The organism is Cupriavidus sp. CER-90, assembly GCF_057652055.1.
Genome location: NZ_JBYGYM010000001.1, coordinates 136,856 through 151,757, shown reverse-complemented (window position 1 = coordinate 151,757; position 14,902 = coordinate 136,856). Strand labels below are relative to the sequence as shown.

Sequence of the window (14,902 nt, the reverse complement as noted above, 5' to 3'; positions counted from 1 at the left end):
GCCCTCTGGCAGCCGCGTGGAGTCGGTAAGCGGCAGAATTGCACCGCTTCCGGCAACTCATGTCCTCAAATCTCTGGCGTGCCTGTGGCTCTACGAAGCAATGATCGACTGCACCTGCACGGACTTTGGTACCTCCGTGAGCGCCCGTAGACGCATATGACGAAGGTGAGAGAATTTTTTTAGCGCTATCACCTTTCTTGACAATGCGGCGGTCTGCGCCTTTGCTCGATGAAACATAGGGAGAGTCGACATGCCATCGAGGGCTAGGCGTCAGACACGCAGGGGTGACCTGTTCCGCTCCACTACCTATGAAGAGTTACCAGACCTCGAACGAAGCGGATCGTACCTGCTGTTCTCCAAGCCGCTTAGCGAATGGAGCCCCGACGGCGTGACTGTCTTGGTGCTCGACACGCACAGAGGCATCTGCGTGCGTGTCGAGGATTTGGACACACCGCTCGGCGACGATATCGGAGTTTGGTTGGACGCTACCTCTTGGAATTCGTCCCCAACATCGCAGCTCTATTTCGATGGCGACCGCTCTGTCAGTCCGGGTGCACTGGTAGCCTGGGGCGCGGCACGAGGCGTCTCCATCATCATTAGTCGTTGCTGCCTACTAGCCGACGCTTTCTCGGCGTTGGCTCCTTCGCTTGCAGAAATTCTCCGAGCAAACGTAGATGTACCACCCGAGATGCGAAGGAACAATTTTGAAGACTGGCGCGTTGAGTACAATGCCCGTCTTGCGCTCCCGAAATTTGGCGCCTAGGTCCGAGAGGCTCAGCCCACCGGGGAAACACGGGTCGACGGCTCGGGTCTACTCTGGGAAGGCATTTCACGACAGAGTTTCTGCTCTATGGAAACAAGACTTTTTCAGGAAGGCGACAAGAGCGCAGCCATCTGTCCGTATTGCGCTAAGCTCGTCAGCACAACGTTTGTCCGCCGGGACCTTACGTTCAGCGACGGAAAAGGTCCAGCGAAAGACATCCTGGTCGCTGCCTGCGACGTGTGCGATGCGGTAGTCGCGACACCCGCACAATCCACTCCGGCTATCCTTGCGGCTCGCCGTTGAGAAGCCCGCGCGGCGCCTGGTGCATCTCCCCTCGGCGGACAATAAAAAGCGCCACAGAGGGCGCCCGCTAGAAGAAGCTGAGCCGCTATCGCATCAGATAAGCTGCTCACCCTCCTGGTCGAGGCCGAACACCGGCTCGCCATAGGGAGGAAGGTCATCCAACCAGAAGTTCCACCTGAATGGAAAGACCACCATGCCGCTCTCGCCTGCATGGGCAAAGCACCGGCGAAGCTCCGTGTGATATTCATAGAACTTGTCTTCACCCACCGACTTGACAGCCTCCTCCCACGCGTCGAAGTCAGCGACCAGCTTCGCGCAGACCACCGGACCGAACGTAACGCCGGTCATGCCGTAACGGAACAACTCCCAGAACGGGCCGCGTCCGCCGGTCTCCGGATACTTGTCTTCGTCTTCGACCAAAGCGGCCACTGCTTTGAACCATTCTGCAGGAGTCCTGCGACCTTCCAGTGGCTTCCCTGGAGAAATCAGGACCGTGAGCTTTCGGCAGTAGTTATAGAACCACGGATTATTGCCGTCGTCGTAGCAAAACATCTCCCTGCTGCTCGGCTCGAATTCGTAGGCAGCCTCAGGGAGCAAACCCTCTGCGAGCTGCGGATACGAACTCGGCGCGACCACTGCGACAGTGGAGCACTGCTCTGCCAACAGCGATTTGTTGAAGCGAAGAGGGTCGGGGGTTCTAGCCAGGTTTGAAATGGCAATGAAACAGCAATAGCGCACACCCATAGAAAAACTCCAGCGAAGCTAGCATTGGAAGCTGGCGTGTCGAACTTGAAGCCAGCTTCCGCAGCGAGGTTATTGAGCAGGTCTTTGACCTCGGTTGTTGCCTGCCGACAGAGCGGCTTGCGGTGAGGTATATCGTGGAATTGCTCAATGACGACTTGCTGGAGGAAGGGTCCCACGGAAATCACCGTTGATTCGCAGGCGGATATTTATTTTGTAACAGAGGAAAGGAAGGGCCGCAGGCAGCGGTCCCGCTGCGGCGCGATTGAAGAGATCGGGCTCGGCGAAGGTGGAAAGTCGAGAAATGTAGCGGGCGCATTGAGCGTTGCCCAGAGCTACCTGGAGCGGAGCTACGCCGGCATTGTGCCGTGGCACTTTGCGCTTACGGACCAGCACCCGCATTGTCTATGGCGTACCAGCGCGGGACGCGCAGCCAACAGCGAATATCGCATGTCCGCAGCACCTGCTCATCCGTGTCAGTCCTCCTGGGTAAGAGAACGCAAGGATCGTCCGCTTGTTTCCTCTATTCTGACTTCGCCCTTCCACCAGAGGGCGATGGTCTTCTCGCTATGAGCGATTGGGAATCCTCTAGCTACCTCTTCGCCCTTGTCCAGCAGGACGTAGCAGTAGTCGTGCTTCTCGGCTGCGGCCTTGCAGCCCCTTTCGTAGTTCTTCAGCCTTGCTTCGGCGGCTCTGGTGCCTGCATAGTTGCCTAGGGACGGCGCCAATATGAGAACAATCAGCAAGACCAAGGGAACGTAGAACGAGACGCCGATAGCGAAGGCGTTCGCAGCGAACCAGTGCGTCACGCTAGCGGCCCGCTTGTTGTCGCGCAATTTCTGTGGGTCAAAGCGAAATTCGTCAGCGAACTTACGCAAAATCGTCGGTGCAAACCAGATTAGGCTGGTCACCCCACAAAGTATCAGTAGAGGGAAAACGCTGCTAGTCGCATACTCGACCCACCCCGACAAGCCAAACACAGCGGCTGAATACGCCCCTACGTAAAGATCTCTGTCGCCGATTGCAAACAGAAACGCTTTCAGTTTGAAGACATTGCTGTAGGCCTCGTTGTAGGCCAAGCCATTCAGATAGGCGACCTTCAGGCCCACGCCCCCTGAGATGATCGCCTTGAGAATCCACTGCGCTCGCTGAAACCACAGCTGATTGCCGTTCTCTTGGGGAACGAGATTCTTGTACTCCACGAGGTCCATATTTCCTCTTGCGATTGCGGAATGCCGAGACGAGAAGTCACCGACTATACAGGCTGCCTGCTCATAGCTTTGTAGTCACTACACATGCTGTTGCAGTTCGCAAACATTTGCAGCCTTCTTCCCAAAACACCTCTTCTGCAATCGCAGTGTCAGCTTTTCCGAAGACTGCGCCTGTAGCCGGACTTTCCGAATACGATTCCTCGGTCGTTGGCCAATGCCGTCTCGATGCGCGGTTACAGCATGACGTCCTGGCTGCCCTCCTCATCCATGGATTCCAAACCCGCTCACTGCTGAAATCTCCCTACTCCGAGGAGACTTTATGGAACTCACCAGAATCGTTGTGTGCGAGTGTGGGGCGCCGGCTCGAGTCCGCGAGATTCCGTACGACTTAGGCGGCACGACCCTACGCGACTGGGCGCCCTGCCCTTGGTGCTACCGGAAGTTGTACCAGATGGCCGACGAAGGAGTCGTGCTGGTGGAACTCGTCACAGCCGATGAATGGGACTAGTACAACTCGACACCGATCTGTTCGGTGAAACCAGGACCGCTCGCACTTCCCCCCACAGAGGGATATATATGCCTTATAAATCACAATAAAATGATGCTGTCGTGATTGACCCCATGACACCCATCCCAGCCCGCGCGCCTCCCGCCGCGGGCTTCTTTTTTTACCCGCATGACAACCGCGATGCCCAATGCAAAACGGATGCGTGACCGCGAGCGCGATTGGGGCCAAGACATACCAGATGCCGGCCTCGCGCCCCTCAACTGATTTTCGTTTCCCAGGACTGTAAGCGACCAACATGGGCTCCAGCCCGGCAAGGCAATATCGCCGTGCCCTTGAGCAGACGACGTGCCTTGAGACACTAGCAACCAAGCGGCATCATCGTGTACGGAGTTTTACCAAGGGAGCGCAGCCATGATGACGCACGAAGACTGGCAGAAACGCGTGATCGCAACGGGTATCACTCTGTGTCCTTCTTGCGAGTCGACAGAAATTACGCTTGGCGCTTGCGCGATAGGAGCTACCACCATCCATCAGGAATACATGTGTGAGCGGTGCCAACACTCATTCACCGGCCTGTTCACGCTGGTTGGCTACTACGACGAAAGTTCGACTTGAGCTTGTCCAGCTTGGAAGAGCAGTTCGCTGTGTGCCTTCCTCGCAACACCCGTCTTAGCAGCATGAAACCATCTTGTGTATGCTTGCCGCGAGTCCAACGTAGGACTCCCGCAAACATAGGGCTTCGTCGCTGGATTCGACCCTCGCTCAAATCTCCGCTATCACGATAGTCATCCTGGCGGCCGCCGCCGTTTCTCGCGAAATCTACATTCAGCTTGCCCAACCACGAGCGGCAGAACTCGAAGACGTAAGCGATACCGACCTGCCTCAGCTTGGCTGCCCGGCACCGCATTGGGAGCAACAGGCCGCACGAGACCGAAACGCGGAGCTTCGAAGTCCGAAACGTGCTGGCTGCCTCGAGTCCTAGCACCCGGAGAGATACTGCAACTGGTTGCAATTGAGCAGCCGCGCTAGTCCAAATGCGCGCATTTCGGACATCGCCTCCCGAGTAAAGGCTGCCTCCGGATAGCCGTTACTCTAGTTCTGGCTGCGAACCCGCTCCAGTACTTCTATGGGCGGGCGGTACAGTCGTACTGCTCGCCTCTTTTCAGAAGGCGCCAGTTTGAAAGTTGCTGAGTCGGCAAAAAAGAAGCCCATCACATTCGGAGATGGGCCCGTCCATAAATACCTGCTCAACTTGAGCAACATGTGCCAACTCTAGGCTCTATTGGGTAGACCATCCCGCTTCCAGAGTTGGCGACCCAGTTAGAATACACTGGAGCTGCGGCGACGGGGATGCCTCTCGAGACTCGAGTTCCGTTGACCTCGCCTTGGGCATTCCTTAGTGCCCTGCCAGCCTTGCGCCTGGCGATATTTCTCAAGATCGCGCCGAACTCGCTCCGTAGATGCCTCTCCTCCACAACCCAGCCCAGTTCTCACTCTTTCATGATTCCGAAGCGCAAACGCTTCGCGAGCGAGCTGCGGCCATTCTTTGGGTGAAATCGCAAATGGCCAGGCATGGCATCACCGCAGACGACCTGGTTTCAGCGGGTTGTTTCGGAGAGCAAGTCGCGGAACCGAAGGCAGCAGTGCGTGCCCAGTACAAAGATGCCGTTGGCCACTCCTGGAATGGCGAAGGCGCACTTCCCGAATGGCTCCAGCGTGCGGTCAACGCAGGGCAGTCCGTCGATCATTTCAAAGTCGCGTAGCTTCAGTCAAAGAAGAAACCCCTCACATGGCGAGGATGGGATTTGCTGAAATACCTCGGAGGTGATGTAAGGCACAACCTGGAAAAGTGTGCCGACTCCAATGTAAGGTTTCATCACTAAGCCCGGATACAGGCGCTTCGCTGATTCGGCATCGCAGCGTTCCTGGCTGCCGTCTGCTGCCATCTGCTGCCGAAACGCGACGCCAGGGCGCCCGTCATCAGTACCGCGGCGCACCTATACTGAGGATGCAAAAACATCCTCAACTCCAGGCCGCAGACGCCGGCACCCTCCCTTGCTCCAATATCCCAGCTTCGGCTGGGCCGATTTTGAAGTGGCCAGGTGGCAAGACCCAGCTGCTACCCATGCTCAGAGAACTGCTGCCTGCGGGAAATCGCCTCGTCGAACCGTTTTTAGGCGGTGCCAGTGTGTTCTTGGGAACAGATTTCCCGAGCTACCTACTACTCGATGCGCATACTGACCTCATCGGCATGTACAAACAGACGGTCCAGCGCCCCGAGCGCATTATCGAGCTGGCACGCCCGCTGTTTTCCGAGTACGCCGCCAACCAAGATATCTACTCGGAAGTCCGAGAGGCCTTCAATCGAGCGGCGCCACCTGACGTGCGAGCTGCATACTTTCTGTACCTCAACAAGTTCTGCTTCAACGGACTATCGCGGTACTCAGCAAAGGGCAACTTCAACGTGCCGTGGAATCGGGCTGCCCAAGCCCCGGCGCTGCCAGAAGAGAGCATTCGAGCGTTCAGCGCGCGGGCACGAGACAAAGCAGTCATCGTGCAAGGCGACTTCACCGACGCTTTCAAGCTCGCCGTGCCTGGCGACGTCATCTATTGCGACCCGCCCTACGTTGACCTTGACGGCGCACCGTCTTTCACGAAGTACACAGCAGAGGGCTTCCCGAAAATACGCCAACAAGAGCTGGCAGATTTAGCTCGCATCACTGCAGCAAGGGGAATCCCTGTCGTTATCTCGAATCACCTGACTAGCGAAACCCGAGAGCTGTATCGCGGCGCCGAATGCCATGAAGTCGCAGTGCGGCGGAGCGTTGCGGCACAGGCACAGAGCAGGAAGTCGGTTGCGGAGGGGATTTTCGTGTTTAGGGCGTGAGTCAAACGACTTCCGTTTGTGGGTGGGTAGCGGCTGTCTTCACCCGCTTCGGCCTACACGGAATAGTGGCCGTGTTTCCTCAAGAACTGTTCCCCGGCCGACTCCATCAGCATAGAGCCGTTGTCGCCATAGCGAGTACCCCTGCGCTCAAGCACTTTGCACAGGTAACCTGGAGTACCCTCGAAGGTGATTCGCGCGCTTGACGCCATAGCTTTCTCAAAGCTTTAGTTCTCAAGCTCGAGGCTGTGCGCGCGTTGCCACTCGATAGCAGCATGCTTGCGCACCTGTTCCTTGCGTCTCCTATCGCATTCCGACTGCAGGAGGCGGCGAAGTTCCTGTTCCTTCGCCGAGTAAGGGTTCCGCAAAAACATCAATTGCGAGGTACCGGCAACTGCAAGCTAGCGCTCGAAGAAGTAATTCTTAGCGACTTCGTTCCACGCGAAATTGCGACATAGAAAAGCTTAGCCTGTGCATACTGTTCGCCTGCGAAGTGCTTGGCATCCGGAACCACCACATGGTCGAATTCAAGCCCCTTTAACAGCAAGGGTGTCGATACCGTGCGGCGTGGCAAGCGACGTCCGGTCATTGTCGTACGATGACGTGCCCGTTCTGCGGCCTCAGTTGCACTCGAGCTACGCCCCGCTGCGACGTCCGTCAGAATGCGTTCGGTATCCCGCCAAAGCTCGCCCCGATAGAGGCGATAGCGAGATCGACGTCTAATGAGAGCAAACACGGACGCCGCAGCTTCGGCCGCATGCTCGCCAAAGGTCTCGACCCTTAACCTCCCTATCTCCAAATTTATTGCCTTGTCAGCTTGAGACTCCTCCTCGCCCTCCGCCAAGGGCCGCACATTGAAGCAGTCCTTCACCATAGCTTTGATGATAAGTGTACGGTCACGCAGAGATTCGCAGGCGTCCCAGTCACTGCAGAATTCCACGAGACGACGCGCAGCCATTTCTTCGATGGCCTGATACCCGCCTGCCGTCGCCCATGCCAATCGGTAGCAAATCCCCTTGTTGCAATGAATTGCTGCAATCGATCCATCCGCCTCGTCAATCCCTTCGAAGAGGTGTGCCATATCGAAGGCAGAATCAGACAACTGGAACGAGACCGGGCCTGCAGAGAGATCAATACTCTCGCCGCGCCTAAGTCGGTCTCTCGCAAATGACACCCATTGCCCGAGGTCTGGATTACTATCCTTCCACCGATAGGGAACGTCTAGCGTTCCAACGAATGGGAAGTGCGGAAGGACATCGGCATCCCAAGCGAGCGTCGCGCCTGCGAACTCAAAGATGCCCTGCATAGGGTCGCCGAAGACCAAAGTTGGCACAATCTCCGCGAGGCCCTTTGCGAGTTCATGTTGCAGTCGATGACAGTCTTGGTACTCATCGATAAGGATTCGATCATAGGACGCCTCTATGACCTGCCGTACGGCAGGAACCTGTAGCGCACGGATGGTCCCTTCGTAGAGCCGGTCCCATTCACGACCTTGCGGCATACCGTCACAAGGTTGTGCGACACCGGGGAATGCGTGCGCGTAACGCATGCACCATCCTGCGATGGTGTCCACGGCTGCCGCATTGTGTGGCACTTTCAGGCGCCGAAGTCTTGCCCTTAAGGCGTGTACACCGGCATGAGTGTGAGTAAGGATGAGAGCTCGCTTGCCGAGTCCCGCCATCTTCGCGATTAGCTCGGTTTTACCATGACCTGCAGGAGCAACAACTGCTCCGTTGCCAGCGCGCATGAGATCTTCGGCACTAGGCATAGAGCCAAGCCTCCGCGGCCGCGAGCGCTACAGCTAATGGCGATTCGGGGTTAGTAGCAGCAATATCCCACGCAATCGGCCCCAGCCCTCGCCCGATTCGTTGATCCTTGAACCATTTTTTTACAACGAAAACATCCGCAATTTTGTCTCGCAACACCGTCCCATTGTGCTGTGATAGCAGTTCCCATACGTTGAAATCTGCGATGATTGTCTCGCGGTCCAGGTCGAGAGCGGCGAGCAAATTGTCATTGACTTTGTGGGTTCCTCGCTCTTCCCTAGCGTACTCAAGAAGGCGTTGGACCTGCTCATCATCTGCCGCAGCGAAGAGCGCGTGCTCTACGTCCAAGTTGTGTCCATACTCAAATACCGGAATGGCAGCGCGCGCGAGCGATGCGACGCTCTCAGGCGAGAGCGGAACATCCGAGTCGCGATAAACGGCGACAGAATACCCCAGCATCGCCAAGTCCAATGCCATGGAGACCGTTTGCCCTCCGTTGCCATCGGCGATGGCGGCACCGTTATATTCAAACGGTATACCTTTGTGACGAGGCGGCCAGAACTCTCGCACACCATTGAGCATCCCGACCTCGGTCATGCCCTCGGACACTAGGATCTTCCGCGCGAAGAGCGCACGTGGATTGAAGCGCATCAACGCGTGAAGCTTGTCGGCGACTGGTGGCTTGAGAACCTTGGCAGCGCGCTCGGGCCGGGTTGTCCGGCACACAAACAAGGCGCTGGCTCCCGCCTCTCCGATTGCAATATCAGAATGGGTAGTGAGGATGATTTGACCCAATGGGCGAGCAGCTTGACGTGCTACGGTCTGGTCGCGCTTAAGCTGGGAGATAGCGCCCATGATTCTATGCGGCTCTAGTCCGTGCTCAATTTCGTCCACAAGGACAATCGCTCCTTCTGTTACGGCGGACTTCTGGATCGCTAGCGTCGCAAGGCGCTTAGTCCCCAAACCGGCCAGTCTTAGAGGAATTCCGGAGTCGTGCAGTGCAATGGATCCTGATGACAGACCGCTCCTACCGAGTTCAAGACCTGGACCGTAGACGCCCTCGACATACGCTCCCATCGATTTTGCGTATCCTTGGGCGGCGGCTGCGGCCTTTACGAGCGATTCAATTTCACCTAGATTTGCACTTTCCCTGGCCGCCTTGTATGCCACCGCGAGTCGAGCAGAGGCCTCCTCATTGTCACCTGTCAGCTTTGACAGAACGGAACCCTGCCCCCAAGCCAAGTGTCGAGCGTCCTCGCCTGCAAGTCGAACAACTCCGAAGAGAGCTCGGTCTCGATTCGAAAGTGTTCGTGAATCCTCGATCCTGTCGCAGCATACTTCCCAGACCGGCTCCAAGGTGGCGTCTACGGTAAGCCGTACCGTAAGAACTGGCTCATCATCACCCTCCGCTTCATCGCGGATAGTACCCTCCGTAGTCCAACCGCGGATGTACAAGCCAAAGCGTTCATCCGATTTTAGCGCCTTTGACAGTTCGCCAACCGTCACCTCAATCACTATGGCTTTACCAGTGTTCCCGCCAATAAAATCGGCTTCGGAAAAGCTTAGCCAGCGTGATGACAATGCTGCCTCAATAGCATCCAGAATAGTGGACTTTCCTGAGTCACCCGGGCCAATAAGGCAACAGAAAGGAAGGCGCGGGGACCAGTCCAGGGACGCGATTCCCCTAAAATTATGTACCGTTAGATGACGAATCTGCATAGGTCTCCCGTAGTCATTCCGCTAGACTGCTTCCATGCACCTCAGACCCGACTTCCCGGAACGGCGGAGCACAGTGTGGTGCGATTTGCTTCTGAATTTCTCGGCCGGAACATACCGCCATGGCCAAACTTCGCGATTGCACTGGCCGATTCCAAGGTTGCCGGCATCCTCGAGTAGTAGTCGTGCTGTGTCATCGCTTTCGACGATGGTAGTCCCGCGGAACACGGGGAACTTACTCTACAGTGATGTCAGCTGAGACTCGAGCCCTCACCGCGGCAAAGACTCCGTTGTCGCCCGTAGCGGGGACGAACGAGTACCCAGAGGCTCCCTCCGGGTTGTCGGGGTCAGGAGCTGCCACGAACCGCATACCCTCCCGATAGCGATCGTCGCGTTGCAGTTCCTCATTCAACAGGCGCAGGAACTCTCTTTTTGAGACTACTGGCATGGCGTTCTCCTATTGCCTGCGGCTAGTATCGCGCGGCAGTGTCCTGTTGTTACAGCATCGGCAAACTGCTCTGCGAAGTAGCACCGGTTTGGATGCCGTCAAGGCTACACCGCCCATCACTCGGCATCAAATTCTTGTCTGCAGGAACTGCGCAGACGTTAAAGTCGACGCCGTAGTCGAAGCTTACGCGACGCATTTGGCCGTACGGAATTCGGACAACCTTCGAAAATTCCCGATGCCCCGAAAGTGCGGGAACATCTGCAGAAATTTCCGACGTCACAGTGTGGCCAAGAGCGGCCATCGTTTGCTTGCGCCCTAGGTCGTAAGAAAGGCCAATGGCCATCGTCACACCGTCTGGACCGACCTCTTTCAGTTCCGTAGTCCCAACCAGTTTGACAACGCCCCAGGAGCAAGACGTCTGGTCCTGGTTGCACTTTCGGACCGCCATCAGTGGATATTCAGTCGTTTCAACCTGGCCGAAGGCTCTCACCTTGGTTTCGCCCGCGCCCTCCGCTCTGCGTTTCGGAAAGAACGGATCCTGGGAGCTGGCGAACGTCGTGATGCTCACATTCTTTGCGCTTTGCTCTGTCGCCATGTTGGCACATCCGCCCACCATCAGCGCGCTGCCGCCAGCGAGAACCAGCACCGAGAGAAACCTTGCCTTCATACCTTCCTTTCCATTTTTTTGTTAGCTGCCAGTCTCGCGGCGAGTTGACGCCGAGGCGTCCCGCAGCCGAATAAATGCGCCTTGCGCGTAGGGCAGGCGCAAGACCCCTTACTGAAGCCGCTCAATAAAGAGCTTCCACAACGCCTCTGCCGCCCCCTCGAAGGTCAGCTTGTCCTTGTTTTCGTCCCAATGCGACATTTGCAACTTAAAGAACATGACCTGGTCATCATTGCTTACGCTGACCAGCTCGTTGAAGCTGTTGTCGGCTCCGTCGTCGGAGTTTGAATAGCTGATTTTCCGGTTCCTTCCGCCATACATACTGCTAAGGCGGATGTAGCAAGCAGCTACCTTTGTGCCTGAACGATAGATGGTGCCGGTGAATGCGTCATTGGACCGCAGCCGGAATCGCCCCTCAAATCCCTGATTTCTCTGCGCCAACTCCTCAATGGAGTTCTCAAAGTAGTCCCGTATGAAGGCGAAACCGTCATCCAGGAAGCGATCGCGATCCATGTCGCTGAATTCTTTGCGCAACGCGAGATTGCTTGAGCGCGGGCGTGGAGCAGCCACCTGCGGTGTGTTCTGAGACGGCGTCACACGTGGGGCCACCGAGCCCGAAGCCTGGCTGCCCTTCGGGGCTATAAGAGACCGAAGAGACTTCACTACGTCCAGGAAGGCGTCATCCAGCGTGGCCCATTTGATGACAGGCTTTGCATCTTTCGGCAGCGCCTTCAGCTTGCCAAAAGGAGCGCTTTCCCAATCCGTGGGCCGGACGATGATAGGGACCACAATCGCGCTCCCTTCTTCGTGACGCTCCATAGCACGGCGCATCTCGACGCCGTAGCAATATTCGGACGCCATGAAATCCGTGCTGACCAAGAGAAGAATCAGGCCTGCCGCTTCGAGCTCCGCACTGATGCGCGTATCGAGTTCCCCGCCAGCAGGAATACGGTGGTCGCTCCAGACATCGATATGTCCCTGCCGCTGCAGCAACGTCAGATGCTTCTGCAGCTCGGCACGATACAACTCGTCAACGTGACAATAGGAAACAAACGCCCGCGTCATGCAAATCTCCGCTTCAATACCGTACGAACGCGTCAACGCGGAGTTCGCACGTAGCAAACTGTTGAGTTGTGATTTGTTTGTTGAGACTGTGAGAGACCGGCGGCAAGAACCTGCGCCTAGGCTAGCGCGCAGGCGGTCAACTTAGAACAGCGAAAGTTGACCCGGGTGCGAACGCCAGTGCTGGCAGACCGATTCCCACTTACCCAAGCGGAAGCGACCGTAGGCACGGACGAACACCGTCTTGACGCGCAGATGATGTCTCATCAGCAGCTCCAAGAAATTAGAGGCCGGTTGTTGCCCCCAACGTTCCGGAGATGTAGACTCCAGTCGTCTCGCCAAAGACACGTTGGGTTGGACGAGGTTAGCCTCCGTCCTCATCCACACAAGGCGCCAGGGTCCCTCAACCTTGGCGCTTTTTCACTTTTCAGGTCCGTGATCTCCCTTATTTGGGGCCAGAATTTGCGCGTAAGGCGTCAAACTCCAACCCAAAGACCTGTTCGCATCAAAGCGAGGATCCTCGCTCAGCATGCTGCTCAACCGAGCAATCTGGTGCGATTCGGTTTCCCCTACAAGCAACTGGGCGAACCCGCTGTCCTTCAACGACGCAAAGATTTCCGGCGTCCGCATCGGATGTCCGACTCTGAGCAACAGTTCATACGCCTGGTCTTTGACCATCTGGACCTTCGGAAGGCGATTCAGGCGCTCAACAACCCGCGGCGGTACCAACGGCACAAAACGTCTGGCAGGCACCGTCTTGCTTGAAATCTCGCGCTCAGCAACTCGCAGAAATGCCTCAATGTCGGCAACTTCCGCACGCGCGGCCTCCACTTGCGGCTCGAGCTCATTGAGCACATTGAGCAGAGAAGCGCGCTTCGCCCTCATGCGTTCGATGAGTTCCTTTGTGACGATGTCTGGGTCCATCGCCGCAATGTAGCGTAGAGAACGCCACCCTGCAAATCCCGAACGGAAAAATTAGTTTTACTAATAAGGTGCTGCTTACGCATCTTGATACGCGAAAAACCGGGGATATCCTGTGGATAACCCCAGAAATCAAACCAAGACGCCCGATATCGGGCACCCAGGGGCGATATCGGGCAGCCGAGAGGCAGCCGTCATATGAAAGTGGCCAGAGAACGGCGATTTGTTATAGCAAAAAAGTCTAAGCCATCACCTGCCCGCGAACGTATACAAGTAAGTCACACGTGGGCCGAGCGCAAAGCCGCCCGACGGGAGGGCCGACCTTACAAGCGAGAAGGCTTCGGTGGTGACCGCCTCGTTGGTCGGCTTGATACGGCAGCGACGAGGGGAGACTGGTCTCTGCGGGGGAAGAGTTGAGACGACCAGCGTGCGGGCGAAGATAGCGCACGGCTCGAAAAGACTGTCGGAACTCGGCGATCCGCCGGATGGAAGGCGATACCCAAGCTTGCGCATAATCCGCCGAGCGCCGAAATGCTCATACGACAGAGCAACCCGCGTCTCAAGACGATGGTGGGTTGCGAGCCTTCTGGGACTCTTCTCACTAGCCCTACTTAAGTTGCCACTTGGCGCGCTCATCCTCTGACAACATAGCTACGACATCGCGGCCAGCTTCAATAAGTTCTCCGGGAGTGCTTCCGAAAGATCTAAAATTCGTCAAGATATACCTGGCCACAGTTTTGGGCCACAACCCTTCTTTGTGCGCGGCGGAGATGGCCATTTTTGCGTCTTGATAGTTAGTGTGTCTTCCGCCCACTTGTACAATGAAGGACCTATCGAAATCTGCAAACGACCACTCATCCGTTCTGTTTTCAAATTGATTCAATACAGCTTGCTTAGTTTTGGATAGTTTTGCCATCGAATTATTTCTTCAAACAATGTGCGCTCCCCTGTCCTTTGTTAGTAGGGTGCACATATAAACAAGTTTTTCGCCAACCGGCCGGACATTGCCGAGCCAACCGAATAAACAATAAGGGAGCCGAAGCTCCCTTGAACGTATTTACCCGGCGTTGTCTTACAGTGCTGCGTCCTTCAGCTTCTTCAGCGGACGAACCTTGACCTTGACGGAAGCAGGCTTGGCGGCAAACCACTGGTCCTGACCCGTGAACGGGTTCTTGCCGAAGCGCTTCTTCGTAGCAGGAACCTGGATGGCGGACACCTTGAACAGGCCCGGCAGGGTGAATTCGCCAGCGCCCTTCTTGTGGATCGAGCTCACGATGGTGTTTTCGAGATGCGACAGCACCGATTGCACCGTCTTCTTGTCCAGCTCAGTCTGGGCAACCAGGTGGGCCAGCAAGCTCGACTTGTTGAACGTGTCCTTCAGCGGCTTCGCTACCGGTGCTGCCGCGGCTACCTTCTTGACTGTCGGTGCTGCCTTCTTCGCCACCGGAGCAGCCTTCTTTGCCGGTGCTGCCACTTTCTTTGCCGCAGTCTTCGGGGCGGCCGTCTTCTTCGTTGCCATATGGCTCCTGTTACAGGATACCGGCACCATTGCCGGGATCTGCGGAGCATAGCTAATAACAGCGCAGGCGTGCAATGGGGAAGCGCGCCGTTTAAGGTCCAGTGCTTCGGCTAGCAACCCTCAGAAGTCGCATGAACCCAAGACAATGGCGGTGCTGCTCGGCACGCGACGATCTCTCGCCGCTACATTCCTAATGCGCTCCCATCCCTGCCCGAACGATTTCAGCAGTGCATTGTCTCTCTCCGCGACCGGAACTCCCGCAAAGTCGAGCTGGAAACAGTCCTCCAAAGCCTTGCGACTAACGACGAAAGCCTGGTTCGTACCTCCAATGAGATACTCGAATCCAACTCCGACGTCGCCCCCGAAGTACACCACCTTGGGCGCATTGGGATAAAC

At 56.6% G+C, this 14,902-nt stretch carries 12 protein-coding genes; 2 read left to right on the top strand and 10 right to left on the bottom strand.

Annotation, left to right across the window (positions count from 1 at the left end; all coding sequences use genetic code 11):
* Nucleotides 1–1,159: 1,159 nt before the first annotated feature.
* Nucleotides 1,160–1,810 carry a hypothetical protein gene (locus AC24R4_RS00670; protein ID WP_487521944.1) on the bottom strand — a complete coding sequence of 217 codons (651 nt, stop codon included), beginning with the start codon at nt 1,808–1,810 and terminating at the stop codon, nt 1,160–1,162.
* A 473-nt stretch (nt 1,811–2,283) separates the two neighbouring features.
* On the bottom strand, nt 2,284–3,018 hold the full coding sequence (locus AC24R4_RS00665) for a hypothetical protein (protein WP_487521943.1): 735 nt from the start codon (nt 3,016–3,018) through the stop codon (nt 2,284–2,286).
* A gap of 1,968 nt (nt 3,019–4,986) precedes the next feature.
* Between AC24R4_RS00665 and AC24R4_RS00660 the strand changes: the two genes are divergently transcribed.
* Together AC24R4_RS00660 and AC24R4_RS00655 are read left to right on the top strand one after the other, a co-directional pair.
* Complete coding sequence (locus AC24R4_RS00660; RefSeq protein WP_487521942.1) at nt 4,987–5,289, top strand: H-NS family nucleoid-associated regulatory protein; 303 nt, start codon at nt 4,987–4,989, stop codon at nt 5,287–5,289.
* A gap of 326 nt (nt 5,290–5,615) precedes the next feature.
* The gene (locus tag AC24R4_RS00655) at nt 5,616–6,413 is read left to right on the top strand and encodes a DNA adenine methylase (protein ID WP_487522958.1); all 798 of its coding nucleotides are present in this window, start codon (nt 5,616–5,618) and stop codon (nt 6,411–6,413) included.
* A 370-nt stretch (nt 6,414–6,783) separates the two neighbouring features.
* Here the strand turns inward: AC24R4_RS00655 and AC24R4_RS00650 are convergent, their stop codons facing one another.
* The 8 genes from AC24R4_RS00650 to AC24R4_RS00615 form a co-directional block, all read right to left on the bottom strand.
* Complete coding sequence (locus tag AC24R4_RS00650) at nt 6,784–8,157, bottom strand: UvrD-helicase domain-containing protein (protein WP_487521941.1); 1,374 nt, start codon at nt 8,155–8,157, stop codon at nt 6,784–6,786.
* Nucleotides 8,158–8,170: 13 nt separating this feature from the next.
* Nucleotides 8,171–9,895, bottom strand: coding sequence for an ATP-dependent nuclease (locus AC24R4_RS00645; protein ID WP_487521940.1), 1,725 nt, complete (start codon nt 9,893–9,895; stop codon nt 8,171–8,173).
* A gap of 494 nt (nt 9,896–10,389) precedes the next feature.
* A complete protein-coding gene (locus AC24R4_RS00640) occupies nt 10,390–11,007 on the bottom strand; it encodes a hypothetical protein (protein WP_487521939.1) in 618 nt (205 codons plus the stop codon).
* 108 nt (nt 11,008–11,115) lie between these two features.
* Nucleotides 11,116–12,069: a TIR domain-containing protein gene (locus AC24R4_RS00635; protein WP_487521938.1), complete on the bottom strand. Its 954-nt coding sequence runs from the start codon at nt 12,067–12,069 to the stop codon at nt 11,116–11,118.
* Nucleotides 12,070–12,210: 141 nt separating this feature from the next.
* Nucleotides 12,211–12,333, bottom strand: coding sequence for a hypothetical protein (locus AC24R4_RS00630; protein ID WP_487521937.1), 123 nt, complete (start codon nt 12,331–12,333; stop codon nt 12,211–12,213).
* Between the two features lie 153 nt (nt 12,334–12,486).
* Nucleotides 12,487–12,990: a hypothetical protein gene (locus tag AC24R4_RS00625; protein ID WP_487521936.1), complete on the bottom strand. Its 504-nt coding sequence runs from the start codon at nt 12,988–12,990 to the stop codon at nt 12,487–12,489.
* A 604-nt stretch (nt 12,991–13,594) separates the two neighbouring features.
* A complete protein-coding gene (locus AC24R4_RS00620) occupies nt 13,595–13,903 on the bottom strand; it encodes a hypothetical protein (RefSeq protein WP_487521935.1) in 309 nt (102 codons plus the stop codon).
* A gap of 156 nt (nt 13,904–14,059) precedes the next feature.
* On the bottom strand, nt 14,060–14,506 hold the full coding sequence (locus tag AC24R4_RS00615) for an HU family DNA-binding protein (RefSeq protein ID WP_487521934.1): 447 nt from the start codon (nt 14,504–14,506) through the stop codon (nt 14,060–14,062).
* Between the last annotated feature and the right edge of the window lie 396 nt (nt 14,507–14,902).